This window comes from Sphingobacterium sp. UBA7855 (assembly GCA_002500745.1).
Lineage (GTDB): Bacteria > Bacteroidota > Bacteroidia > Sphingobacteriales > Sphingobacteriaceae > Sphingobacterium.
The window spans coordinates 1-26,344 of record DLST01000022.1 but is presented as its reverse complement, the minus strand read 5'-3'; the positions used below and the strand labels follow the sequence as shown (position 1 = coordinate 26,344).

The following is a 26,344-nucleotide window of genomic DNA, read 5'->3' as shown; positions in this document are numbered from 1 at the left end:
ATTTAAACTGCATGAAAACTCTTCAATATATCCTAATCGCAAGCTGCTTAGGTCTTTCCTGTAGCCTATCCAGTTGTAGTAATTTTTTGGACAAACCTTTAGAAAACCAGCAGCGATCTGAGGAGATTGATTATAGCAATACCGCCTTAATGTACGGCCCAGTATCTGGTGTATATCGCTCGGCTTCAGACGATAACTTAGTGCATTGGATTGATCTTTCCATTCGCTGTATGCGTGATGACGACTACCAACAGGCCGCACCTAATCCAAATGATAATCCCGAATTAATGGGTATTAAAAATTTTCAAAATGATGTTACCATTCAATCCTACTGGGGCCTAAATCAATCATGGATCAGTTATTATAGCCTCGTCATCGCTGCAAACAATGCTTTGATCGAATTGGATAATTTTGCTGAAAAAATTCCAGTTTCCAATGCGGCGGATATAAAACTGAATAAGCAGTACAAAGCCGAAGTCAGGTTTTTAAGAGCATATGCTCACCTGATGGCTTCACGCCTGTTTGGCAATGTACCTATTCTTATTGACAGCGATAACATTGGCCGTTTGGCTACCATCCAGAAAAGTACGGTAGCAGAAGTACGTCAGTTTATAATTGATGAAATGAATGCCTGCTCGGAAGATCTTGAAGATGCCCGTCCAAATCAGTCGAAGCACATTGGGGCGGTAACTAAATATTCTGCCCTTCTTTTGAAAGCGAAAGCCGCTGCAGATTTGGCCGGGAATGATAACGGCAGTGCACATTGGAATGACGTTCTGGATGCAACAAACAAAATTATTGCGAGCGGTCGATTTTCGCTATACCCAAATTATTACGAGCTTTTTAAAATACCAGGAAAGTTGTCGAACGAGTCTATCTTTGAACTACAATATTCTGATTTTGGATTGGGAACGGGCGACATCGTTCGACCAGGCGTGGATTGGGGTACCTTTTTTAAATGGCAGGGCCCTTCTGGGGATCAAAAAGGAAGTCCAATCTCCGGAGCAGGCTGGGTACCACCTTCTCAAAATATCGTTGATTTCTTAACCAATAGAGGTGAAACGGAACGCTTAAAGACAACGATTTTATATTGTGGCGTAGATGGCAATCCGGCGACTACATCGTTAACTCCAAGTGGTGATGCCGTTTATGGAAATCCATTTGGCGTAAAATATTTCAATGGTAAAGCCTATCTCCCAAAATCGCAGATGACAGCTGGCCGAATGGAATATGGAGCAAACAATAATGTACGTATATTGCGCTATGCGGATGTTCTTTTATTAAATGCCGAAGCGAAGGTCAGGAAGGGACAGAATGGGGATGAGCCTTTTCGTCTGATTCGTGAACGCGCAAAACTAGCACCGATTACAAATGTAAATTTAAATCAGATCTTGGATGAACGTCGAGCGGAATTTGCCTGCGAATGGTGGGGTGAGCGTTTTAATGACCTGGTCCGTACCGAGCGTGCCAAAGAAGTCTTCGGCGCAAAATTTACCCCTGGTGTCAGCGAATACATACCTATTCCGCAAACTCAGATAGATGCAAACCCTAACTTTCGATAGATGATGACAGCAGCAAGACCACTAATATTCATATTGCTAAACGTACTTTTCCTTTCCTATGCATTGGGAAAGGAAGGCAAACCCGTTAAATCGACAATCGTTAAAGATGAAAATGGTTTTACACTAATGCGTAATGGACAGCCTTACTTCATTAAAGGAGCAGGCGGAACAAGCAATCTGGAAAAATTAAAAGCGTATGGAGGCAACTCCATACGCACATGGACACCCCAGCAAGCTGGTGAAATCCTAAATAAAGCACAAACGCTGGGCCTCACGGTAACCTTAGGGCTCGATGTGAAAACAGAACGCCATGGCTTCGATTACAATAATCCGGCAGCTGTTGCCAAACAAAAAGAATATATTCGCACAATTATCCTGAAATATAAGGATCATCCGGCACTGCTCGCATGGGGAATCGGCAATGAACTCAACCTACATTACAGTAACCCAAAAGTATGGGATGCTGTCAATTCGATCGCCGAGATGATCCATGAATTAGATCCCAATCATCTGGTAACTACCATGCTGGCCGGTGTGAATCAAAAGGAAATTGATTATATTAAAACCAGATGCACAGCACTGGACCTGATCTCTGTACAAGTATATGGTGGCCTTGCCGCTGTTCCTGAGCAATTAAAAAAGACGGGATGGAGTAAACCCTATATTGTGACAGAATGGGGGCCTACAGGCCATTGGGAAGTCCTGCAAACACCTTGGGGAGCTCCTATTGAGGAGACTAGCCACGAGAAAGCGAAAGTTTACAAAAGTCGATACGAAGCCGCTATCGAACAAGATAAAAACTGTCTGGGCTCTTATGTCTTTTTGTGGGGACAAAAACAGGAACGTACACCAACATGGTATGGATTATTTACTGAGCAAGGTGAGGAAAATGAGGTTGTCGATGTTATGCAATACCTTTGGTCGGGCCAATGGCCCCATAATCGGGCCCCACAGTTAGACTCTCTATTATTGAATCATAAGCATGCGAAAGATTTTATCTACCTAGAATCCGGTAAATCCTATCCTATAGAAGCCTTTGTAAGTGATCCCAACGGCGACAAATTACAGATACGTTGGGAGCTTCTCAAGGAAAGCACAGATCTTAAAGAAGGTGGCGACCGCGAAGAACGTCCGCAGGGATTAAGTGGCTTTATAGATAATAACGCAGTTGACAGGACACTCTTGACGGCTCCTCCTCTGGAAGGCGCCTATCGGCTATTTGTCTATGCAAACGATGGAAACAACAAGGTTGCAACAGCCAACATTCCCTTTTTTGTAAAGCCAAATTCAGCTATAGCAAATAAGATAACCTATCATTTTTCGCCGACACCGATATGGGCTGATGAATTTAATTATTCCGGATTGCCCGATAAAAACAAATGGTCTTATGATGTCGGTTCTTTGTACAACGGCTGGGGCAACAATGAGCAGCAGTATTACATGGAGGCATCAGCATCAAATTCCATCGTGGAAAATGGTGTCCTGAAGGTTACGGCAAGAAAAAGAAATAAAGATGGCAAAGCCTATACCTCTGCAAGGCTGACCAGCAAGAATAAAGGAGACTTCAGGTATGGTAGATTTGAGGCGCGAGCAAAATTGCCGAGCGGGATTGGTACCTGGCCGGCGATCTGGATGCTTCCCACTGATATGAAATATGGTAATTGGCCCAAGTCGGGCGAAATAGATATACTTGAACATGTCGGATACGATCAGGATATGGTGCATATATCAGTGCATACCAAAGCCTATAACCATAGCATAAACACACAGAAAACGAGTAAAAAAAAGGTGTCTGGTGTTTCTGAGAAATTTCACAACTATCGTGTAGACTGGACACCGACATATATCAAAGGTTTCATTGATGGACAAGAGACCTTTCACTTTGTCAATGAAAAGAGGAGCTTTAAAGAATGGCCATTTGACCAAAAGTTCCATTGGTTACTTAACCTTGCTGTCGGTGGAAACTGGGGGGGCAAAGAGGGCGTAGATGATACAATATTCCCAGCAACGTTCGAAATAGATTATGTGCGTGTATATGGTCTATTGGATTAAAACTCTCCAATCTAAATCTCAAATCGCTCGTCATATCAGCTTGACGAGCGATTTTTTTTTGCTCCAGTACCTTGCCTGAATTACCAAAGTTAGTCGATAGCAATAGTACTGCTATAATTATGTGGAGACGGACTTAATATTTAGCAAGTGACTGCTTTTGATCCTGCTTTTTAATATAAAGTTCTTGTACCAACACCATAACAATGACCAATATTGGTGTAGCAAGTATAACACCCCACGCTCCAAGCCAGATCCCGACAAAGACTTGCGAAATGATAATTAACGCCGGGGGCGTTTTGATCAATTCCTGTTGCACCAAGGGTGTAATAAAATTGCTTTCTACCAACTGAACAAAACAATAAAGCACAATCACCCACAAAGCAGCAGATGGGGAATTTGAAAGGGCAACAAGAGCTGCTGGAATAATAGATATAATCGGACCAAAGTTGGGTATGAAACTTAATAGCCCTGCAATAAGAGCTAATACTAGCCACAAATCTATACCCAAAATAGCAAGTCCAATGCTCGTAAGTACAAACACAACAAACATTGAGAATAGCATTCCCTTTAACCAAGACCTGAGATTTTTTACGATTTTTTCTATCAAATTATTGCCTTGAGAACGCATATCGGCTGGAAGAAGCTTTACAATTCCAGTCTTATATTGGTCGGGAGCCGCAGTGAAAAAAATTCCAATAAATAGCACAATATAGATATCTCCAAAAACGCCGACTGTACTATTAAAAAATCCACCAAATAATAGTGACGCTTTCTCGACTATTTTAGAAGAAGCTATTTTTTCATAAATCAATTTTATGTTACTATTGCCTTCGATGAAGTTTTTAGTATCTTCAATTAGACTAGGAACTTCTTTGGTAAACTGAACCACCTCCCCTGTTACGCGGGCTCCAATTAGAAAAAAAGTTCCGAATAAAAAGCTGATCGACAAAATGATAGATAGTGGAAGTGACCATTTTGGGTGTATTTTTGTTTTTCGGGCAATTAAACCTGCAAATCCATGAAAGTATATTGCAATGATGGCACCAGCTAAAGTATACAAGAAAACCTGGTTGGCTTTCCAAGATAGCAGGAGGGCGACGACTATCAATGATATGATGCCGGTGGCTATCCATACTCTTGACGCAAATCGATGGTTTATCTGTGGTAAAGGATCTTTATTTTCCAATTTTTTATATTTCTAAAATTAATTTTGCTTTGCTCTTAAATTTGCATCATTAACAATGTAATAATCGCATAGTTTATTCGAATATGTAATTTTCAAATGTTACTTAATGTAACAGTCGCCTCCTTACAAAAGTTTCGATTATTTGCACAATACTGTATACCTTAAAATAACATCCAACGACCTGATCACTGCTAAAACGAAGGGAGCCTCATGTGTTAAAAAACATAGAAAAACCCTGAGTGGAGAACTCAAGGCTTTTTCTAATTATTAACCTATTTTATGAAAAGTATTAAATTAACAACCCCAGATCCGTTTTGGTTTCAAATGTTTCAAAAATTTTATTCAATTGAAACAATGCAATTGACTATTGATCGCTGTATAGGAATAAAAGTAGGCTACGCTCACAGCTATTGGATTTGAAAATGTATTTAACCACATTAAAGTGCTGTCATTCAAAAAAGAACAGGCACCTATTTGAGGCCTACTACAAATACTTATTATGAAAGCTATATTTGGAAAGTCGCGTTAGAACATCAAAGGCCTAAATTTCTCTTTCTATGGAGTGATTAGAGCGCTCCAATTTTCAAACATTGAACTGACTCTGAACCCATACGGTCATTCATACGAAAAACCACTCCAAATGTCGAATTATTTGGGAAATAACGAGCAATCCTCAATATCGATTCTTATCAGAAAATTTGAAATCCTGCAATCTTGGCAAAGGCCTTATCAAAACGGTCTTCTTTCGTACAGTAAGTACTTTGCCTGATCCAAAGTGTTCATCTGTTTCGGTTCTGATTCCGCTTATGAGATCAAATTTAGTTTCTGTAAAGATTGTGTTTTCATCAAAATAGCTTTTGGCGATATCACTAGTAAGTTTTTCAACATAAATCAATTCGAAATTACCTCTATTGTATTTGAAGTGATAGGTTATATTTCCACCTTTAATTTCTTGCCACATTTTTAAAATTCCTTTTTCAATAATAAAATCGGGCACTTGAAAACCATTGTACTTTCTTTGGTTTTCGACTGGATATTGCGGTTCAATAGCTTGATCTGAAGTTAATGCTATGGTTAACTTTCCATGATGTCCTGATAGCAAGATTTGTAATCTCAACGGTTGCGAATCATCGGCTGTATCCATATTAACAGTAATTTTATCCATTTTACCGTCATTATTTAAATCCCCAATCTCTTCTCTAATCAGATAAGTGTATTTTTTTTTACTAACAATATTTTGAGAAAATAAGTTTAACGGTACTAACACCAAAATAAATGCAATGAAATGATAAAAGCTATTATTGAAACCACCCCTATTATCTCGGTCTGCGCTATTCGTCAAGTTTAGAATATACGCTTTTGGATCTATTAAATTCATATAAACCTTTACATATTTATTAACATTCATTTTTTGCAAAATTTAATTTCAACCTCTCCGCATTGGACGGTTATATAATCTGGTAGGACACGACCAATCAACAAATACTTCTTTCTAGACTAAGTATAATTATCGTATTTTTTTATTTATTAATACTGCCGTAAGGTAGGCATCATTCTGCAAACTCTAAGATACAGAATTTGTATATTTCATCGAAAATTAGCTGAAGAGATTCTTCCCCTTTTTGGTATACCTTCTTCGCACCATTATCATACATCTGGTCCACCATTGGGCTGCTAAACAGGCTACTGTATCCAAAAATTAAAGCATTCGGATTCAGCTCTTTCAGCAGAATAGTAGTTTGAGCTCCGTTCTTAATAGGCATCAAAATGTCAAGAAAATATACACTAGGTTTGAGATCCATTTGATCGGTTGCCAAAATTAAATCGCTCCCGTTATTAAAAACGCCAAGAAGATGGAAACGTGGATCCCTTTTTAAAATAATAGAAATGAGCTTTCTATGAATTGGCGAATCATCTGCCACTGCGATACCAATACTGTTTTCAGTCATTTTACAAATCATGAAGCAAATTAACATCACAATAGCGTTAAAAAAATGCACAAAATTGTGCATTTTATAGTATACTAGTTATAAAATTGATATAACATTGTTGAACGTATTTCGATGTATTCCAAGATATGATGCGATATGACCATAAGGAAATAATTTAAATACTTCGGGCGCATGAAATTTTAGTAGTTTTATTTTATCTGCTGCATTTTTTGATTGTAGAATCTCGATATTTTTCAAGGCGGTGACGAAATTTGGTTGAATAATCATTAGTTCTAATTGATAAAATCTTGGAAATTGCTCATACAGACGTTTAACTGCTGGAATATCCAGCATCAATAGCAAACAGTCATCCTGTACCCGATAATCTTTCTTAGATGGTCGATCTTGAAGGTAATCTTCAAAATTAAAAATTATTTCTCCCAGAGATGAAGGATAATGCAAACTGGTAATACGGGTGGAACCATCCGGCTGTAGGATACTTGAATATACAGCGCCCTCAATAATTAAAGCGATTGTAGTGACGCGTTCGCCATATGAAAAAATAATTTCTTTTCGACGAAATCTTTTAAAGATTAAAATCTTGTTAAGTTCAAAAAGTTCCTCCTCATTCAAATTAAAATGAGAAAATTTATCGATAACATATTGGTTTACAGCTGATTTTTTCATTTCTTAGCACAAGAATAACATCCATCTATTTCCTAGCCATTCTCCTAAAAATAGGTTTAATTTAACATTAATTTCGTACACTCCAATTTATTTCTCCAAATAGAAATCCCAAGTCGCCTTTGATATAGCTGAAATCATTTGTGCATTAACTTCATTGCTCTCTTTAGAATCCGCCACAAAAACACTGATAATAAAATACTTACCATTAGGCAGAAACACTATTCCGATATCATTAAAAGCGGCAGTAATTCCTTCGCTGTTTTTGCCAGAATATCCTGTCTTGTGCGCTACTACCGTTCCTTTTGGTAAAGCTCCCTTCAGTCTGTCTTCACCAGTATTTGTTTCTCTCAAAGTTTTCCAAATAAAATCATAACTCTGCTGGGATAGTAGATTATTTCCATTAGTATAGAATTTCATCAAAAGCTCACTTGCAGCGTTAGCTGTTGTCCAATTTTGAAACATATTTTCCCATTTAGACTGCATTTCCTCTTCGGTATAGTTAATTTCAAAATTATTAATAATATGGTTTTTCTTGAAATAGTCCTCTACAGTTTTTGGTTCGCCTAACAAGCGAATTAGCACATCACAAGCCACATTATCGCTTTGAGAAACAGAATATTGAATTAGTTTTTTTATTGTAAAATCTCCCCCTTTTGGATGTTCGTCTCTAAGCGGGCTCCAAAAGTCAGGGAGAAGTTCCTTTTCAGTAACTTTTATCTTTTTGTTTAATGACAACTTACCTTTGTCTACTTCAGAGAGCACTGCGAGAGCAATATGCAGTTTAAAAACACTTTGTAAAGGATAATGCTCTTCAGCGTTTATTGAAATGCTATCCTGACCATTATTTGCTAAAATTGAAACGCCCACCCTCATATCCTTCGTTGAAATTATTCGTTCAATTTTCTCTTTTAATAGAGCAGTTGTTTTCTGCGCAAAAAGCTGATTCAAATTAGTACATAAAAGAAAAATAGCTATAAAAAAATAACACTTAATATCCTTTTTAGATGTTAAAAGGTGTAGATACGAAGTATGCATTGCCCGAGATTATTAGTTGTCTTACCTGGATTCAGCTAAATTTAAATAAAAAAAAATTTTCTAGTGTTATTTTGGGATAAGAAAATAACAGTGACGTGATCATAATCAGAAATAGCAGAATGGCCATCGCTATTTGAGATTGTGACAATACGGTTTTGAAAATTAAAGAGGATTTAAATTTATCAACAAATGATTGTTGGAAAAAATATAACATCCCTATCTATAGGTTTGCTTATTCAAATATTCTCGTGGCAAAAAGATCTTTCAATTTGTCAAAGTTTTGTTTAGGTTTTTTGCAGATATAAATCGTCTGTAGCACCCATCCTTCGTTACTGGCATATGGACTATATAACTTTTTCACAGGAATGATTTCTTCAAAAAAAGGATAAAAAAACTCTTCGCTGGTATCGTTGTAACAAATGGCTATTAGAGTTTTTGGCATTTGTCCAAATGGTGCCCAACTGTAGAAACTACCGTGGTAGCAAAAGGCATTCGGAAGCCTGTATGTACTCTTCATCAGCTCGATAGCGCCAGCCTGAGAATAATGTTTACCCCAAATGAGACAGTGCGACTGTTCATTTGCAGGCAAACTGTCATAAACGGATCGTAACTCCTGCATAGTACTTTCCCACTTTTGCTTTGTAATGTATTCTTGCATAGGAAGAACCTCCTTGCCATTTTTCACGTTTTTAGGAAGGTATTTGTGAATAGTATCTATATAGTGGACATAAGAATAAATGGGTAGACCAAAAGGAATCAACATACTTCCTAATAATAGAATAAAACCTAATGGATATAACAACCACCTTCTTTGGGGCATAATGATACGCTCAAAAAAAACACCCACAAATGGCAATAATGTTAGAACAATCGGGAAAAAGTAATAGGCTTTGCCTTTAGAATACGCTAAAAATAGAACAGAAAATAAAATTGAAGTCGCTAAGGGCCGGTAATGATGTTTCATTTTTTGACCTCCTACAATGAAAATCAATGTAGGAATTAACATGATAGATGTAATCGGGTTGATATCTAAAAAAAGACCAGATACTACTTCAATGAAAGTAAGATCATCCAATTGCGTCAGGTAAAGTCTATTAAACATATGCAAAGCTGGAAAGCCATCTACGTATTGCCATACCATATTTGGTAAAAGTATGAGAAGAGCAACGACAATAAATTGCCAGTATTTAGCAGCGATTAAAGCTTTTCGAATATTCCTAAATAATAGCAGTCCCAAACTGCCAACTAAAAAAACAGCGCATCTGCAACTTCCTAAAGACTTCAATATGAGCTGAGCAAAAGAAAAGGAATTGCTCCGCATTTCAATCCAATTGACAAATATGTCAACGGTTTAGGCATAAAATTTGCCACAGCTACAAAAAAAGAAAATATGAAAAGCACAATACTTTTATTGACATCAGCATGGGCAGTTGCCTCATGCACCCAACAAGTAAAAGATAATACCCCGCCGCCAGCTCCACAGGAGAAAACGATTGACGAAGCGCCTACAAAAATTGACACAACAACAAGCTTTGATCTTGCAAGTATCCCGTACTCAGAAAGTGATATCGGTGTGTTCCCGTTTTTTACTCCGCCAAAAGGTTACAAGGAAATGAATCAGCCCATTAAAAAAGACTTTGATGTTTGCTATTTTGCCGTCAATGGAGTTATGAAGCCATTCGAAGGTAGACTCTATAAAGCAAATATAACAAATGAGCAAGGCACTCAATTTTCACAGCGCTATTTTGAAAAAAGCATGGAGGATTATTTAGCCTCTATCGGCGCTGTAAAAGTTTTTGATGGCACCATTACAAGGGAAGAGTATGATCGGTACAATAAACAGGATCCACACAAAGGTGATGAAGGGGACATCGGATATGCTGATGAACAAATCAGAGTTTATGTTATTAAAACTAAAGATCAAGGTAATATATTTATTCAATATACGTGCACCAATGCTGGAGCCAAGCTCAATATTCTTCAAGAGAATGATTTCAAACAAACGATAAAAAAAATTACAGCAGATGAAATCACAAAAGATCTCTCTGAAACAGGTAAATCGATTGTTTATATTACATTCGATACGGATAAATCAAGTATTACTACGGCTGGAATAGATTTGGTCATTCAGATTGCCGAGGCGCTAAAAAATGATCCCTCATTAAAAATAGCAATAGAAGGGCACACTGACAATATTGGTGATGCTGCACACAACAAAAAGCTTTCTAATGATCGTGCAAAAGCTGTGATGGATGCACTCATTGCTCAGAAAATTGATAAATCCCGATTATCAGCAAAGGGCTACGGTGCAGACCGTCCTTTAGTCGCTAACGACTCAGAAGACAACAGGTCTAAAAACAGACGTGTAGAACTCGTCAAAATTAAATAAAAAACTATGTAAATAACCCCATGATACTTGTAGCATAAAGTTTCATGGGGTTCGAATAAGCAATAAGAATTTCTCTATTTCCCTGAATTCATGTCTACAGGAAGTGGATAACCTTTACCTTTCAATGCTGCAATTCTAACGATGATTTCTTTTTGACCAATTACCTTTCTCGTTACTTGGCCTTTGTCTTTTCGGCTTTCCTTATCAGCGGCTCGTTCTTTGGAACTATCGCCTGTTGAAGAAGACTCCGGGTTGTCAATGCCGGCTATTTTATTACCTCGTGCATCCTGATTCATATCTTCTAAACCTTTCGTTAAGCTAGTGCGTTCTTGCTCACTGAGCTGCTCTAGCTTGATATTGTATTTATTTAGCACGCGGGTCGCATTTTCAATGGTATTTGTACCACGCTCATAAACATCCCGAAAGATATGCAGCCCCCCATCCTGAGCAACTATGGTTTCATATCGAAGTTCTACTAATACAGGTTGCTTTAATTTTACAGTTTCAGTTTTTGTATCCTTTTTTTCGTAATTAGCGATTGTCTCTGCTGATATTGGATTTCCTGCTACTAAGGACAAAAATTTTGTGAAATCCTGCACCTGACCGTCCGTAAGACCAACACAACCATGAGAAGCAAACGCTCCCAATTTGGATACATCTTTTCCACCATGAATCAAAGACGGCATACCAATGGGAATTTTAATGGGGCCAAGAGGATTTAGTTTACTTCCGGCAGGGACTTTCTCGCCCGGACTAACCTTACCTTTCACCCAAGGCTCATCCGGAGGTGTCCATGTAGGATTAAATATGATGTTGGTCGCTTTACGCACGCCAGTAGGCAACGGGAACTCGGGATATCCAATAGCAATACTGTAGGTCTTAACTAGTTTACCCTGCTGAAATACATCCATTCGAAAAGCTGGTCCATTTACAATAATACGCGTGTCTTCAGGAATATGATTTGGCTCAATTGGTAGCGTATTCTCTCCATCAGCATAACGTGCAGTTAGAAAATGAAAGAATTGAGCAGCCTTTTGATTACCGAGTATCTTTACAATTTGAGTCGTGGCCTGGTTTATAGATTCTTTAAATGATTTACTGGAAGGTTCATCCTCCTCGCTAAGTTTTTCCACAGCTGTAGTCGCTGCTACCTTTAAATCACCAATCTGCCTTTCACTGAGTTGCAATTGGGATTTTAAAGAGGGCTCAAAATCCTCCTCGTAGAAGAGAGCATTCAGAAACGCCAGTGTAAAATCTGTATTCTCAGCCTGCTCCTTCATTGTGGAGACTTCTTTTTCTGCCGGCTGATTTTTAGTGTTTCGGTCCCGGCAACCAGTAAAAACAAAGCTTATCAACAATATGCCCCATAAAGAGAGCCGGATAACGTTTTTATAATTAGATAACATAATAATATTTTTCATTTAATTTATCAACAAGCTTAACAAGGAAATAGTTCGAACACGTAGAAATATAAAATAAATTCACCACATGCTCTCAATAGAAAACAATGCGACTCAATTATCATTCAATTACACGATGTTAAGCCACTAACTCAAAATGGCCTGGGTAGGTTTTTACTATACCATTTCGATCAATAAGGATAGCCGACGCAAATGTTGACTCCAAGTTTTCGTATCGGTAGTGGTCTTTGGAAATTTTTGTGTACCGTTCTCTAACAGGCTTAATTGATCCGTTCAAGATATCGATATAAATAACATTGATATCTTTTGATTCATTGACATTAAGCGCGAGTCTTTTTATAGGCAACGTGTTTGTCAATGGGGTTATTGAGATATCGATATAATTAAATCCTGCAAAACACGGTTCAATCTGTCCATTGATTAGCCAATCTAAACCATTTTTTTGCCCATAAAATCGTTTAATTTCACCTTGAATGTCGCATCGAATTTCGAAATCCTGTATATTCCATTGATTATCTGTATTGATCAAATAATTTACCATATAAGTGTTGCTTTCGTAGTTCCCAACAATTTCAGAAGCTATTTTGAAACCGCTATCCCTTTCGTCAACGGAGCAATGCTCCCAGGATTTGTTGATCAATCCTCTCCATAATAAAATTTTCATAGCTATGTCATATAATTTATCCCACAATAAGCTTTATTGCGATGTTCTTGAAACAATGCTAAAGCATTGATAGTTTCAATTATTTACATTTTAAAGTAAATGCTGGAATTACTTATTAAGTTGTTCGTATTTTTTTAGGTCGCTAATACTTCGGATTTGATTTTGTTCAGCTTGAGAACGCCGCATCATTAGAGCATATGAATTATTAAAACCAAGAGGTTTTAACCAAGTAATGCCAAATTTATTCTCAAATTCACCCTTTACATAGTTATAGGTGTCAGCAGGATCTTTGGACACATGGGATATAATTTGTTGCTCCGGTTTCAGTAATACCAGAAGCCCTGTCCCTGTATACTCCACGTAAAAGTCTATGGCGTCATGTATCAAAGCATCAAAGCAAATTTTGGTTCCGCCGAGCCCTGTCTTTGTCTCCACTTTATAATCGGTATACCCTTCAAGGAGAATTTTATAAATGGCCGACAAAATGTATTGTTCCCCAAAAATTTTAGAACCTATCCTGATGGTGCCAGCCTGACCTCGGCGTGATGGTCTATAGAGTTTGTTTTGCACTAAAAAGTCCTTGGCAATATTTTCAGGAGTTTGCTTTAGGAAATCAGCCCTATAGTTAAGGCTAATCATCACCGAATCAGTAAACTTCTCTGCCAATAGATTTATTGCCCCTTCCAATTGTGGAAATTTCTTGAGCGTCTCTACCTTTACAATCGGTGCGGCAAAGTAGGGCGGAAAAATCTTCCTGTTATCTTCCAATGCAAGCAAATCATAAGCTTTGACGCGACCGTCAGTTGAATATCCACTAATAAGATCGATATCCTTTTCAAAAACGGCTTTATACATAATCGCATCGCTAATGATAAGCGGCTTTATCTGTAGCCCATAAACATTGCGGAGACCTAAGTAACCATCTTGGCGTCCCATAAATTCGGGTGTAAAACCAGCCTTTATCTGCTGATTAACATTGTTTGTTCTTATATAGATGATAGCAAGAATAAGAAGAAAGCTAGGCAAAATAAAGATGAGCAAAAGTCTGAAGTTAGCGAAAGCATTTTGTAGCAATCCAATACCTTTATCTAAAAGTATCGCCAATAAAGCAGCGGGAATAGCTCCCGCTAAGATCATATTGGAATTATTGAGTGATATACCGCCAAAGATAAATTCACCCAATCCGCCGGCCGCAACGAATGATGCTAAGGTTGCGACGCCTACATTGATCACTGCGGCTGTCCGAACTCCGGCGACAATCACCGGTATCGCCAGTGGAAGTTGAACTTTGAATAGTATTTGCCAATCCGTCATACCCATAGCTTTCGCCGATTCCGAGATACTATGGTCTACACTAATAATTCCGGTATAAGTATTCCTAATAATGGGTAAAAGTGCATAAATAAGAAGTGCAACAATAGCTGGAATTGGACCAATACCTAGGATTGGAATAAGAAACCCCAGTAATGCAATACTAGGAACAGTCTGTAAAATCCCTGCAAAAGCTAAAACAATAGCAGCAAATTTCTTTTTCCTCGAAATCAATATGCCCAAAGGTACTCCAATAAGAATGGCAAATGTCAAAGATAAAAATGTAAGTTCTAAATGCTGCCAGACCTGTATCAATAACTTTTCCCGCTGCTCAAGTACGAATTGCCAAAGAGTTTGTTCCGTCATACCACCTGCTGTTTTCTATACGTGTTGAATGCAACCAATATTTTTTCATAGTCTAATATGGCATCCGCACGTGCGCTTAATACCTGTAAAACACGCCATAGGTCTGTGTTTTCAGAAAAACCATAGGTATTGATGAAATGATCCAAGACTATAATTCCTTTTAATTCATGTAGGATCGTTACTTTATACTCCAACAGCAAGCGATTTTCTAAAAAAAAATCAAACACAAATTCATTTGCTGGACGATACAGTAGCTCTTTAGGCGTTCCAATCTGTACAATCTTTCCCTCATCCATCAAACAGATACGATGTCCAAGTTCAAAAGCTTCAGGCACATCATGTGTAACCAAGACAATAGTTTTGCTTCGGATCTCTTCCAACAGTTTGAATTCGGCATGGATGCCACTTCTAGTCATGTTATCCAGTGCCGAGAAGGGTTCATCCATCAACAGTATAGGGGAATTGGCTATTAACGCCCTTGCTATACCTACGCGCTGTTGTTGCCCTCCGCTCAATTGATGTGGGTAGAGCTTTAACAGATCCTCTCCTAAATTTAATTTGCCAAGAAGCTCAACCGTGCGATCCTTAATTTTTTTCTTTTGCCAGTTCAGCAATTCTGGAACAACAGCAATATTTTTGGCTATGGTGTAATGGGGGAAAAGGCCAGCATGCTGCATTACGAAACCAATTTCTCTACGCAAATCTTCCGGCCGCCGTTTGGATATATCTTTACCTCGGATAAAAATCTTGCCCTTATCGGGTTCAATCAGCCTATTAATCATTCTTAAAGTAGTGGTTTTACCACAACCACTGGTACCCAAAATAACAAGAACTTCACCCGCTCTCACTTCTATTGAGATGTCGTCAACGGCCGCCTTACCGTTAAATGATTTGGATACTGAGTCGATCTCGACCATATTACCTGGCTAATCTAATTCCTGTAAACTGCCACTGATGTGCGGTTTGAAAAAAGTTTCTGTAAGTCTTACGGCTATGGCCCTTTGGTGTAGCGATAGAAGCTCCCCTTAACACCATTTGATTAATCATAAATTTGCCATTATATTCACCTACCGCACCCGCCTCTTTTTTAAATTTCGGATAAGGAAGATAAGCGGAACTTGTCCATTCCCAACGTTCTCCCCACCTAATGTGGTCGGCTGCAACTTCCCATTCCGCCTCTGTCGGGAGTCGCACACCTCTCCAAGATGCATACGCAGCAGCTTCATAAAAATTAATGTGGCAAACCGCGTCTTCTAAGTCGATATCTGTCAACCCGTTGAGGGTATAGTTCATCCACTTCCCATCAATCATATGCCAATATAAAGGCGCTTTTGCTTGATGTTTTTTCACCCAATCCCATCCTTCCGCATGCCAAAATTGAAAGTCTAAATATCCCCCAGCCTCTATGAAATCAAGATACTGTTTATTTGTGACCAAGGTATTTTCAATTTCGAAATCATCTAGGTAGACCTTATGTCTTCCCAGTTCGTTATCAAAACAGAAACCCTGTCCCTCGAATCCAATTTCATAAATTCCGGCCTCAAATCTAACATACTCCCTCTCATAATTAATGCATTCAGCTGTTTTATTTTCTTTGCTATAGGGAGGAAAAAGAGGATTATGCCCCAATATATATTTTATATCAGTGAGTAGCAACTCTTGGTGTTGCTGCTCGTGATTTAAACCTAAAACAAAAATATCAATAAGATTTTGCGTCAAAAATCCTCCATTCAAAAATTCGATCATATACCTATCAACGTATCGTCGGTAATTATAGATGTCTGCTACTGATGGCCTGCTAAGATTACCTCGGTCCGTTCGAATCACCCGCGAACCTATGGTTTCGTAATAGCTGTTGAAAACGAAGTTGTATTCCTTATCAAAAACTTGGTAATTTGGCAGGTGAGGAATCAATATAAAGGTTTCAAAAAACCAAGTAGTATGCCCAAGATGCCATTTTGGTGGACTAACATCAACCATTGGCTGAACTACATAGTCTTCAATTTCCAATGGCTGGCAGATTTCTTCGGAATAGCCTCTTACTGTAAGATATCTGGCATTTAACACTTCTTTTTCTGGCAATACGCTAACTGCTAAATTTATATTTTTCATAAAAGATTATAATTACGCTACCATCCAAATGGAATCTACAAACCAACCTTTGTCATCATTCAAATTTACCAACAGTTCAAATCCTGCCAAAGAAGAAAGACGTTGAATTTCCTCAAGCGAATATTTCTGTGAAATTTCCATGTCAATCAATTCATTTTCCTTAAAAAAAATAGAATCTCCTTTAATGTGTACATATTGATTAGTTAAACTAACCAGAAAGCTTCTACAAGCGCCAGAAATAGGATCATAAGTCTGATAATGCTGAAAATATTGCGTATCGAAGTTTGCGCCGAGTTCCCGATTTATACGACTAAGCAAATTAATATTGAATGCCGAAGTAATTCCAGATTTATCATTATATGCAGAGAGAATGGTGTGAGGATTTTTTTTTAAGTCAAAACCAATAATAAATATATCGCCGGGACTCAATCTGCGACGAATTTCAGCACAAAACAGTTGTGCTTCTTCCATATCCATGTTACCAATGTTGCCCCCTAAAAATAAGACTACTTTTCGACGGTCGGATATTTTCATTGCCTCATTCAGCATCTCAAAATATTCACCCTCTAAAGGAAAAGTCTCTAAATTTGGAATTTCTTTGGATAATTTTTCACACAATACCTTAAGGATATTGCCTGATATATCTATTGGCATGTAGGAATAATCGATATCATTTTTACTAAGATGTCTTAATAAATGACTTGATTTAAGCGCATCACCAGCCCCCAGTTCAATGAGGTCGAAAGCAGAATCGTCGGAAGAGATGAGCTCAGCCATTTCCGATGTCTTTGTGCTAAAAATTTCGAGTTCACAGTCTGTCAGGTAATAATCCGGCATCTGCATAATGTCCTGAAAAAGCCGGTCGCCGATAGGATCATAAAAATATTTTGAATATAATTTCTTGGGATAAGTATTTAAACCTTCCATCACGTCCTTATGAAAATTACCTTCATAATTTCCGATCTCTTTGACGACACTATCAACTTGTAGACTCATAATTCGCTAAATTTTCCTATGGTTTCTTACGGAAAGATAACATTCAAACCAAAAGAATAGTTTCATAATTGTCTCTGCTTTTATGTTATTAAAAAAGAAAGCAGTAGCAAATTTTAGAAATGACAATAGCATTAACCACTAATTCACTTTCTATTGCTATTTAAAATATAAGGGCTTTTTAGCACTGAAAGGACTTCTCGTTAATAATTAATATCTTTGATGTATGAATATTGAGCAGATCAAACAACCTTTCCTTAAAAGATTTCCTGGCGATTTTTCCAATAGCCCGATACCGAGAGCTACGCCAAAAGTCTTATTTTCCACGATTGAAACAGCAGGATTTGAACAACCCAAACTAATTGCTTTTAATGATGCTCTTTCGAAGGAAATAGGCCTTGGAGGATTTGAAGAAAACGACCTTAACTTTCTGGTGGGCTCTCAACTACCTAAAAATATTCAGACGTATGCCACAGCTTACGCAGGGCATCAATTTGGTAATTGGGCTGGTCAGCTCGGTGACGGCAGAGCAATTTTCGCGGGAGAAATCATTAATCTTGAGGGTAAAAAAACGGAAATACAATGGAAAGGTGCTGGTGAGACGCCCTACTCAAGACGTGCCGATGGAAGGGCTGTATTAAGATCCTCTGTGCGGGAATACCTAATGAGTGAAGCTATGCATCACTTGGGCGTTCCGACTACCAGGGCATTGAGCCTCTCCCTCACAGGTGAAGATGTAATACGGGATATTATGTATAACGGCAATCCGCAATACGAAAAAGGGGCGGTAGTAGTAAGAACTGCAGACACGTTCCTTCGCTTTGGCCATTTTGAATTCCTATTTGCTCAAGGAGAACACAAATTATTACAAGATCTGCTTGATTTTACTATTGATAATTACTTTCCCACCATAGCTCCCTCTACCACTCGTAAATATAAAGACTTTTTTGAAACTGTCTGTCGATCAACAGCAGACCTAATAGTAGAGTGGTTGAGAGTCGGCTTTGTACATGGCGTAATGAATACAGATAACATGTCTATTTTGGGATTGACGATCGATTATGGCCCTTATGCAATCATGGAGGAATATAATTTAAATTTTACACCAAACACCACCGATCTGCCTGGAAGACGATATGCGTTCGGTAGACAAGCACAGATAGGACAGTGGAATCTATGGAAATTAGCAAATGCGCTCCACCCGGTCATCAATGATGAAAAATTCCTTGAAAATTCGTTAAGAAATTTTGGTGTATATTTTTTGGAGGCCAATAATAAAATGCTTTGCAAAAAATTTGGATTTAATGAACTCAGAAAAGAAGACGAAGTGTTTTTCACAAACTGGCAAAGCTTGATGCAGGACCTTAAAATGGATCATACCTTATTCTTCAATCAATTGGAAAAAATAACAACGGATACTGATGTTAAAGATCATTTCAGTCCGATTACATACACACCTTTAAATGAAGAAAAGCTCAAAAAACTAAAAGATTTTATTGACCATTACCGATGCCGTTTACGTTTAAATTCAATTTCAAAAGAAGAGTCACTAGAATTAATGAGAAAAACAAATCCGAAATTCGTACTAAGAAACTATTTGCTTTACCAATGTATTGAAGAAATCAGTAACGGAAACACAGCAATGTTATTAAAACTAACACAAGCTTTAGAAAAACCATATCAAGAAATATTTCCAGAATTTTCAGCTAAGCGTCCGCCCATCTATGATAATATCGCAGGATGCTCTACGCTTTCATGCAGCTCTTAATAGCAAACAAATATGCCATTTAATATATTAAATGCAAATTTTAGAAGCTAAGGTCTAAGCCAAAACTGATGTATCCTGGCAATAGTCTGTATTCAGTGTTAGAATTATACAGATCAGTCAACTCAACATTTCTAAAAAACTTCGTATTAAAAATGTTTTTTGCTATAATGTTAAATCTCGCTCTGTGCTTTTTCATTTTATACGATAAAGTGAAATCCGAAAAATAATAGTTCTTGGATGTCTGCCCCATTAAACTTCCAAAGCGATAAGATTCATTTTTTAAATTGCACTGGATATTTTTCGACAAGCTGAAAAATACATTCAAGAACCCGCGGCTATTATTTAGTATAAGTTTACTTTCTGTTCTATAGGTAATACGCTGAACGGTATATCCCATATAGATATTCAATTTAGAATTCCACGCGCTTCTAAACGATAATCCATAATCATAATTCGCTGTACGGATTCGACGACTGCCCACTCCTTCTACCAAGTTCGCATAATCTGTGGCATTCGTTCCTAAATCTAATCGAAAATTTCCATGTACAGCTTTCAAATAATAATTAAGATCGACCTTAAAATAGCTACTCTTTTTGTTTTTAAGCAACACTTGTTGAATAAGGGTGAAATTCGGATTTAAACTGCTTGATATACCCACATAGTCAAACAAAATTTGATGTCCGGCAGACATGTTGGTAAAAAAACGATCTGTCAGACTACCATAAGTATAGGTTAGAGCGGCGCCTGAACTACTTAGAGGAGCGAGATTATCCATTCCCCGGATAAAATTGCGTACACCTGTTGTATAGTAATTGGGAACCAGTTGAGTGCTTGTAGCATTCTGTTGCAGAAAATAAAAGTCTGCTTCTAATCGCCCTTTCGCATGAAGCCCCCATTTAGCCGACAATCCAGGAGAAAGCAATACGTTATTTTTACTTTTTGATGTTCCAAAATCTATCAATATGCTTTGTACCAAACCTGCCTGCAAATGTGGCGTTAATTCCCATCCAGCTCGTTTGAAAGTATATTTCGTAATAATGTTAGTCTGAAAAACGTTAAAATCCATTGCATTAGAAAATCCCGAGGGAGAGGATACTGAATCACCTAAACCTGTTGGATTAGACAGCAATTTCAATTCGGTGTTGAGCTGCTGCTTTTGGTAATCCATATTGAAAGCTAGTTGAAAAGAATCGCCATTTCTTTTACGGCCTACATAATGAGCAGTAGCACCTATGAACATTAAATTATTCGCAATATGCTGTTGCACCGCATGAATGTCTTCGACTCCAAACAGGTCTTCGTAATAAAATTGATTAATATTATAATCTATTGGCGACCGCTGCTTAATCCAGCGTAATGAGCTAACTAGCACGTCACGGCTAGAAAATTTGTGGCTATAACTTATATTTTGGTTGGTGGCATAACCCGTGTTTTTGGTTCCTTCCTCACTTTGAATACCATTGAATATTAATGTAGCGAGATCATTTTTCCTAAGGGATCCGAGCGTACCTGTATAGGTCAATATCGCATCCTTGTTAGGCTCAAATTGGAGCTCTAGTTTCGTGAAATAATTATCGATTTTTCGCTTAAAATGGTGATCTTCTGTATTGGTGAATTGATTATCCTGTAGATGATAGTTTTGCACAGTATTACGGTAAAATGTCTTTTTGGTAGGATTTGCAAACCCGAGCCATTTAATCTTTAACTGCGCACTTGGATTTAAGATTGTATTTAACGACAGCAACTTATCATTATTGAAATTGGTCCGCTTGTAATCAAATCCAGGAAGATTTGGAGTATTATCTATCAAGGTAGGTGTTGTTATTCCAATACCGATCTGGCCCGGTTCATCAGACGATCCGGATTGCAACAGGTAATTAATACTGCTGACGGCATCAAATCCATTGTTATTGGCGGCTCCCAATAGATAATGCTTATTCTTTTTCCCGAAGTTCATCAAATTCGTATTAGCCTGATAATATTTGGGACCAATTGGGACCATCTGAGCATCTAAAGACCCCATCCACTGTGCCTTACTATCCTCTTCCAATTCCAAATTTAGCGCAATCTTGTCCGAATTTTCAATACCATTAAGTTGCTTGTTATGAGAATAGCGCTGTAATATCTGAATTTTCTTTAGGGGCCTAACAGACATACTCTGCGTTAGCAAGCGGTAGCCTTTCTCAAAAAAATCGTCTCCCTCAACCATTACTTTTTGCACTTCCTTATCTCCTATTTTGATGCTGCCGTCGGTCCCGACCTGAATACCCGGAATCTTCTTAAGGAGATCTTCTACGGTACGTTCGTCGCCCTGCAAAAAAGATTTGACCGCAAGCTCGATGGTGTCCTTGCCTAGACGGTAAGGACGTTTGGAATGAACTATTACTTCTTGCAATCGCTCTACACCTCCAGCCGATAGTTGGACATCGACCAACGTATCTGCTTGCACCGCCATGATAGGAACCGAGACAGGCTTAAAGCTAAGTGCAGTGAATAGTAAAGAAAATGGTCCACTCCGCAAAGATTGCAAACGATACTTTCCCTGTCCGTCGCTGAACGTATATGCCAACATTTTGTTGTCGCCGTCACCCAGTAGTTCAATACGGACTCCTCCCACAGCTTTTCCGGCAGCCCTTACCCTTCCATGGATAGCGACCTGAGCATGGGCTGCCATTGCCAATAGTAGAATAATGAATAAGGTCGCTATCTGCTTATTGATTTTCCCATTCATACTTTTGTTCTACACTGCCTCTAACTTTTTGCTTCTCTACACTAACACCCTCCATCATTGGCATTTTACTATACAGCATACGCATATGCTCTTCGTTAAATTGGTCTTCTTTCTTCACAAACTCTTCAAGAGTCAATTTGCTTAAGGAATGTATATATTTATAATCAATTGGAATACTTCCATTATAAGGGTAGTTGACTTCCTTTAGATACCAGTAGTTTGGATTAGCGCTTTCATTATATAGCATAACAATGAGTCCCGGTAGACCACCAAACTTCGACGGGCCTACAGGTACGGGAATAGTATTGGTATAATAAGCTACAAGAGTTGTTCCCCGATAAGATGCTGTTGCCTTGTGGCATACATAGTTACCCAAAGTATCAACATCGTCATACGCTGTGTTCCATACTAATACCGGAAATTTGTCAGTCACCAAATAATTGACCCCTTGGATGGAACGGGTTTCCAACTGTTGGTTAGCATTATTTTGATGCATTACAACTCTACTAAACCTCTTACCAGAACCAATGGTGATAGAAAATGAAGGCGTTACTTCATCGTCCACATCATTATCAAGTAATTGCATCTGCTGCGGGGTTGAATCCCGAACAGCGATCTTCACCATTCCATCATAATAAACATTTTCCTTAAAAGTAGCCATTGCTGATGGTATGTATTCGTAAACGGCGTGAATCCGCTGCGCAAACGATAACCTGGAAAGGAATAGAACGAAAAAGAATATATAATATTTATGCATGATAATTTGTGTTTTAAGTAACGTGCCTAAGCACCGCTTTTATTTTTCTTAAAAAATTGAATGAAATGTTATTTGATCTTTAACAAGTCGTGCATTACTAAAAAGAAGATGACACAACCCCTAGTTGAAGAAAAATCATTTGTGAATTCTGTGTCAAACAAATGAAAATCACAAATACTGTAAAGGTTACCTTTAAGAATTTTAACGTAAGGATACCGTATCTGCTTCAGTGGTTTATTATGTAACATTAACCATATTTTTGGCGATATGATAACGAGATGTTTTCAAATTTGAATTTCCTTCGACTGCTATTCCAAATGTCCTAGCAGACCTAGCAAATTTTAGCATGACCAAGGCCAGCTTACTTACCATTAATTTTTTCATTGTTTTTGCCTTTATTTGTTAAACCATGTTATGCTTTCGTGGCATAATCTTGAATATGACTATAAAAATAAAGACACAATCAATGACTGAAATGATAATTAAATATCTGTATCCGATCACTTAGAATTCGTAGCAGATGAGTTACTATTCGATTTAGGCAATATCGCATCCCTAACTGTAAGCGTGAGAGCTAATTTCAGCGGATTTGGTCGTTAGCTCAAAAAGCAGGTGAAACGACTCTCATAAAATCGAAAAGAGAATTCTAGCCGTTAATGGAGAAACCGTAAAATTATGAACTCGAAAAAAATAGAAAGAGCGTTTAAATGGTCAACGTAAAATTGCGCGCTTTATGCCTGGAGGCAATCAGGCGTGTAAAGCTCTATCTGATGATTCTCCTGCGCCAATATACCTAAGCAAAGTAAAACCAGTATGCATTATAGTTGAGATATAAAGGGCACATACAATCCCATCTATTCGGGCTGGATAATTACATAATGTATAAATTTAAATTCGTTTTTTATGGTTGTACGAATCCGGTTGATCGCCTCAGTAATATCTTCAGTATCTAGGTGATCCTTAAAATCGATAATAAGCATTAATATAACGTCCTCGGGAGACTGGTAAGTAGACAAAATGTTTTTGGTTTTTATCACACAAACGTCTTGTTCCACCAGACTGGCAATTTCATTTCTTGTTTTAGAAGCAATGCCTTCGCCCATGAGTAAGCTCCTACTTTCCCTAGCAAGGATAAAGGAAACAAAAACCAATAGTAAACCGACAATTATAGATGCCAATCCGTCCAATTCAGGAATCTGCAGTGCATGACTTAATGCCATCAGAATCATGACGGTAATGAGCCCCGCCACCGCTGCTCCATCCTCAAAGAGTACAAGAAAACTTGAAGGGTCTTTACTTTTGATCATAGCTTTCCACCAGCCCATACCATTCCGGGTCTTATTAAATTCTTTCATGGCAATGATAAAGGAAGTGCCCTCAAAAATAAGTGAAAGGATTAAAACGACGTAATTCCAAAAAGGATCCTTCATCGGTTCCGGATTTCGTATATGAATAATACCCTGATAGATAGACAACGCTCCCCCCAAACCGAATATCAGAATAGAAACGACAAAAGACCAAAAGTAAAGCTCCTTGCCATAGCCAAAAGGATGGGACTGATCCGGTACCTTTTTACTACGTTTCAGTCCATATAATATCAGTATCTGATTCATAGTATCGACTGTTGAATGAATACCTTCCGAGATCATGGAAGAACTGTTTGTAAAAGATCCTGCTAGAAATTTGGTAAGTGCTATTAGAAGATTTGCTACAAGAGCACTATAGATCGACTTTTTATTATTGTTCATTTTTAATAACTTTTTAAACAATCTTATCTCATTCTTTTTGACGATATGCACCTTTTTGCTATAGTCATATTTAGCATTTGCATTCTTAATATTTTTCGAGCACGAAGACCATATGTTTTCTCGAAATTCTATAATAACCTTTCGGCATTAATTCCAACATTAAAAACTGATCAGCTTTCAGGATTAAACAGCGATCTAGATGGTTTAGTTTCGGAATCTAGCGATTTACAATGTTTCATTAATGGGTTGAAAAACATTCGTGTCTTACTTTTTTGATCGGACATGCAACTTGACAATAAATAAACTACAAAAACGCCACATCCAAGACTAATCATTCCAGGCGGATGCCTTTAATTAAGCAAATCTCCATCAAAGACGCAATTAAAAGCGTAAAGGTTTCATATAATTACAAAGTAAGGTTATGCATTTTATTTTAGATAACTATAATAATTTTATTTAACTTAGTATTAGAACAATACAAATCAAGTTTTAGCCTAAAATAGGATCAATTGCGATGCATTTACAATGATTCAATTTAAAGAATTGACATTTAAAAATCTTATTAAACCTAAGGAAATCAGACTACGTAAAGTTTGTTAAATGGAAATCACTATTACAGAATTCAGAAAAAAACTTCAGCGAGATGTCTGCTGGATGATATTTGTCATCACACTCTTTACATTTACCAGAGTCGCTTATGGTGCAAGTTTAAAAGTTAACAATAAAAATCACCATACTGTTAAGATAGTTTATTTTTTTGGTGCCGATTCAAGGTTGTCTTCAAGTTGGAAAAACCGTCTCGACCGAACGCTAAAAGATATCTCAGCCTTCTATAAAACTGAACTTGAAAATGCTGGTTATGATAATGATGGTATTCCATTTGAAAAAGACAATTTGGGCTACAAGTACCATGTGGTACAGGGATCGAAACCCTCAAATGACTATACCATACATTCAGGTAATGAAATAGAAAATGAGATTTTCGAGAAATTGGCGCCTACTATCACACCAAGTAAAGAACATATACTTGTTATTACAGCTTTAAGCGAGAAAGATGAAAATGGCACCTACATCTTCCATTCGCCTTACTATGGCAGGGGATCAGCCACCTCCGGCGTGTGCATGGTTGCAGACTGTGATCTCCTAGACCCGTTGCTACTCGCTAACGCAACCACTAAAATGACTTACACAGAGATGTTCGCTACAAACAGAACATGTTCTGTAGGAGAGTTCAATAGTTGGTACCTCGGAGGTATAGCACATGAAATGGGACATCTATTCGGATTACCACATGATAATGGTTTTCAAAATGAATTCAATTTAAAAACAATATCTATAATGGGAGAATATGGTAGTCGACACTATAAAGTGGAAAAATGGGGCGGTGAAAAATCAGCTAAATTTTCACATGCTTCCCTATTACAATTAAGTCGACATCCCCTATTCACTCAAAGACCGAAACCGCTGCTCAATAGAAATGAGTTTCTATTGCAATCTTTTAAATTATACCAAAATGAAAAGACAACAAAAATAAAGCTACATTACCATTCAGGAACAAAACCATATGCTGAAATCATGTTGCTTTGTTAGTGTCGAGGATGAAGAAAGGTGAGGGTGTAAACTGAACTGTG

Annotated in this window: 20 protein-coding genes; 5 read left to right on the top strand and 15 right to left on the bottom strand. The window is 37.7% G+C overall.

What is annotated here, in order from left to right:
* Window positions 1-11: 11 nt before the first annotated feature.
* Together B2107_RS21720 and B2107_RS21715 are read left to right on the top strand one after the other, a co-directional pair.
* On the top strand, window positions 12-1,562 hold the full coding sequence (locus B2107_RS21720; protein ID WP_293957862.1) for a RagB/SusD family nutrient uptake outer membrane protein: 1,551 nt from the start codon (window positions 12-14) through the stop codon (window positions 1,560-1,562).
* Complete coding sequence (locus B2107_RS21715; protein WP_293957860.1) at window positions 1,563-3,614, top strand: family 16 glycosylhydrolase; 2,052 nt, start codon at window positions 1,563-1,565, stop codon at window positions 3,612-3,614.
* A 133-nt stretch (window positions 3,615-3,747) separates the two neighbouring features.
* Here the strand turns inward: B2107_RS21715 and B2107_RS21710 are convergent, their stop codons facing one another.
* The 6 genes from B2107_RS21710 to B2107_RS21685 form a co-directional block, all read right to left on the bottom strand.
* On the bottom strand, window positions 3,748-4,800 hold the full coding sequence (locus B2107_RS21710; protein WP_293957858.1) for an AI-2E family transporter: 1,053 nt from the start codon (window positions 4,798-4,800) through the stop codon (window positions 3,748-3,750).
* Between the two features lie 673 nt (window positions 4,801-5,473).
* Window positions 5,474-6,178, bottom strand: coding sequence for a hypothetical protein (locus B2107_RS21705; RefSeq protein WP_293957856.1), 705 nt, complete (start codon window positions 6,176-6,178; stop codon window positions 5,474-5,476).
* A 172-nt stretch (window positions 6,179-6,350) separates the two neighbouring features.
* Window positions 6,351-6,749, bottom strand: a complete 399-nt coding sequence (locus B2107_RS21700) for a response regulator (RefSeq protein WP_293957854.1) — start codon at window positions 6,747-6,749, stop codon at window positions 6,351-6,353.
* 78 nt (window positions 6,750-6,827) lie between these two features.
* Window positions 6,828-7,418 (bottom strand): Crp/Fnr family transcriptional regulator, encoded by a 591-nt coding sequence (locus tag B2107_RS21695; RefSeq protein WP_293957852.1) that lies wholly within the window; start codon window positions 7,416-7,418, stop codon window positions 6,828-6,830.
* Window positions 7,419-7,505: 87 nt separating this feature from the next.
* Complete coding sequence (gene bla / locus B2107_RS21690; protein ID WP_293957850.1) at window positions 7,506-8,453, bottom strand: class A beta-lactamase, subclass A2; 948 nt, start codon at window positions 8,451-8,453, stop codon at window positions 7,506-7,508.
* 232 nt (window positions 8,454-8,685) lie between these two features.
* Entirely contained in the window at window positions 8,686-9,774 is a 1,089-nt protein-coding gene (locus tag B2107_RS21685; protein WP_293957848.1) for a hypothetical protein, read from the bottom strand.
* A gap of 69 nt (window positions 9,775-9,843) precedes the next feature.
* Between B2107_RS21685 and B2107_RS21680 the strand changes: the two genes are divergently transcribed.
* The gene (locus B2107_RS21680) at window positions 9,844-10,842 is read left to right on the top strand and encodes an OmpA family protein (protein WP_293957846.1); all 999 of its coding nucleotides are present in this window, start codon (window positions 9,844-9,846) and stop codon (window positions 10,840-10,842) included.
* 74 nt (window positions 10,843-10,916) lie between these two features.
* On the opposite strand, the gene B2107_RS21675 is transcribed toward B2107_RS21680, so the two are convergent.
* The 6 genes from B2107_RS21675 to B2107_RS21650 form a co-directional block, all read right to left on the bottom strand.
* The gene (locus B2107_RS21675) at window positions 10,917-12,263 is read right to left on the bottom strand and encodes a L,D-transpeptidase (RefSeq protein WP_293957844.1); all 1,347 of its coding nucleotides are present in this window, start codon (window positions 12,261-12,263) and stop codon (window positions 10,917-10,919) included.
* Window positions 12,264-12,381: 118 nt separating this feature from the next.
* Window positions 12,382-12,927 carry a putative glycolipid-binding domain-containing protein gene (locus B2107_RS21670; RefSeq protein WP_293957842.1) on the bottom strand — a complete coding sequence of 182 codons (546 nt, stop codon included), beginning with the start codon at window positions 12,925-12,927 and terminating at the stop codon, window positions 12,382-12,384.
* Window positions 12,928-13,035: 108 nt separating this feature from the next.
* Window positions 13,036-14,604 carry an ABC transporter permease/substrate-binding protein gene (locus B2107_RS21665; protein WP_293957840.1) on the bottom strand — a complete coding sequence of 523 codons (1,569 nt, stop codon included), beginning with the start codon at window positions 14,602-14,604 and terminating at the stop codon, window positions 13,036-13,038.
* Window positions 14,601-15,521 carry an ABC transporter ATP-binding protein gene (locus B2107_RS21660; RefSeq protein WP_293957838.1) on the bottom strand — a complete coding sequence of 307 codons (921 nt, stop codon included), beginning with the start codon at window positions 15,519-15,521 and terminating at the stop codon, window positions 14,601-14,603. The genes B2107_RS21665 and B2107_RS21660 overlap by 4 nt, the downstream gene beginning before the upstream one ends.
* A gap of 1 nt (window position 15,522) precedes the next feature.
* Window positions 15,523-16,716 carry an ergothioneine biosynthesis protein EgtB gene (egtB, locus tag B2107_RS21655; RefSeq protein WP_293957837.1) on the bottom strand — a complete coding sequence of 398 codons (1,194 nt, stop codon included), beginning with the start codon at window positions 16,714-16,716 and terminating at the stop codon, window positions 15,523-15,525.
* Window positions 16,717-16,728: 12 nt separating this feature from the next.
* Window positions 16,729-17,712: an L-histidine N(alpha)-methyltransferase gene (locus tag B2107_RS21650; RefSeq protein WP_293957835.1), complete on the bottom strand. Its 984-nt coding sequence runs from the start codon at window positions 17,710-17,712 to the stop codon at window positions 16,729-16,731.
* Between the two features lie 223 nt (window positions 17,713-17,935).
* Here B2107_RS21650 and B2107_RS21645 point away from each other — a divergent pair, with 223 nt between their 5' ends.
* Window positions 17,936-19,477: a protein adenylyltransferase SelO gene (locus tag B2107_RS21645; RefSeq protein ID WP_293957833.1), complete on the top strand. Its 1,542-nt coding sequence runs from the start codon at window positions 17,936-17,938 to the stop codon at window positions 19,475-19,477.
* A gap of 40 nt (window positions 19,478-19,517) precedes the next feature.
* On the opposite strand, the gene B2107_RS21640 is transcribed toward B2107_RS21645, so the two are convergent.
* The 3 genes from B2107_RS21640 to B2107_RS21630 form a co-directional block, all read right to left on the bottom strand.
* Window positions 19,518-22,208, bottom strand: coding sequence for a TonB-dependent receptor (locus B2107_RS21640; RefSeq protein WP_293957831.1), 2,691 nt, complete (start codon window positions 22,206-22,208; stop codon window positions 19,518-19,520).
* On the bottom strand, window positions 22,189-22,965 hold the full coding sequence (locus B2107_RS21635) for a GLPGLI family protein (RefSeq protein ID WP_293957829.1): 777 nt from the start codon (window positions 22,963-22,965) through the stop codon (window positions 22,189-22,191). The genes B2107_RS21640 and B2107_RS21635 overlap by 20 nt, the downstream gene beginning before the upstream one ends.
* An 854-nt stretch (window positions 22,966-23,819) precedes the next feature.
* Window positions 23,820-24,713: a cation diffusion facilitator family transporter gene (locus B2107_RS21630; RefSeq protein ID WP_293957827.1), complete on the bottom strand. Its 894-nt coding sequence runs from the start codon at window positions 24,711-24,713 to the stop codon at window positions 23,820-23,822.
* A gap of 600 nt (window positions 24,714-25,313) precedes the next feature.
* Here B2107_RS21630 and B2107_RS21625 point away from each other — a divergent pair.
* A complete protein-coding gene (locus tag B2107_RS21625; protein WP_293957825.1) occupies window positions 25,314-26,303 on the top strand; it encodes a hypothetical protein in 990 nt (329 codons plus the stop codon).
* The last annotated feature ends 41 nt before the right edge of the window (window positions 26,304-26,344 follow it).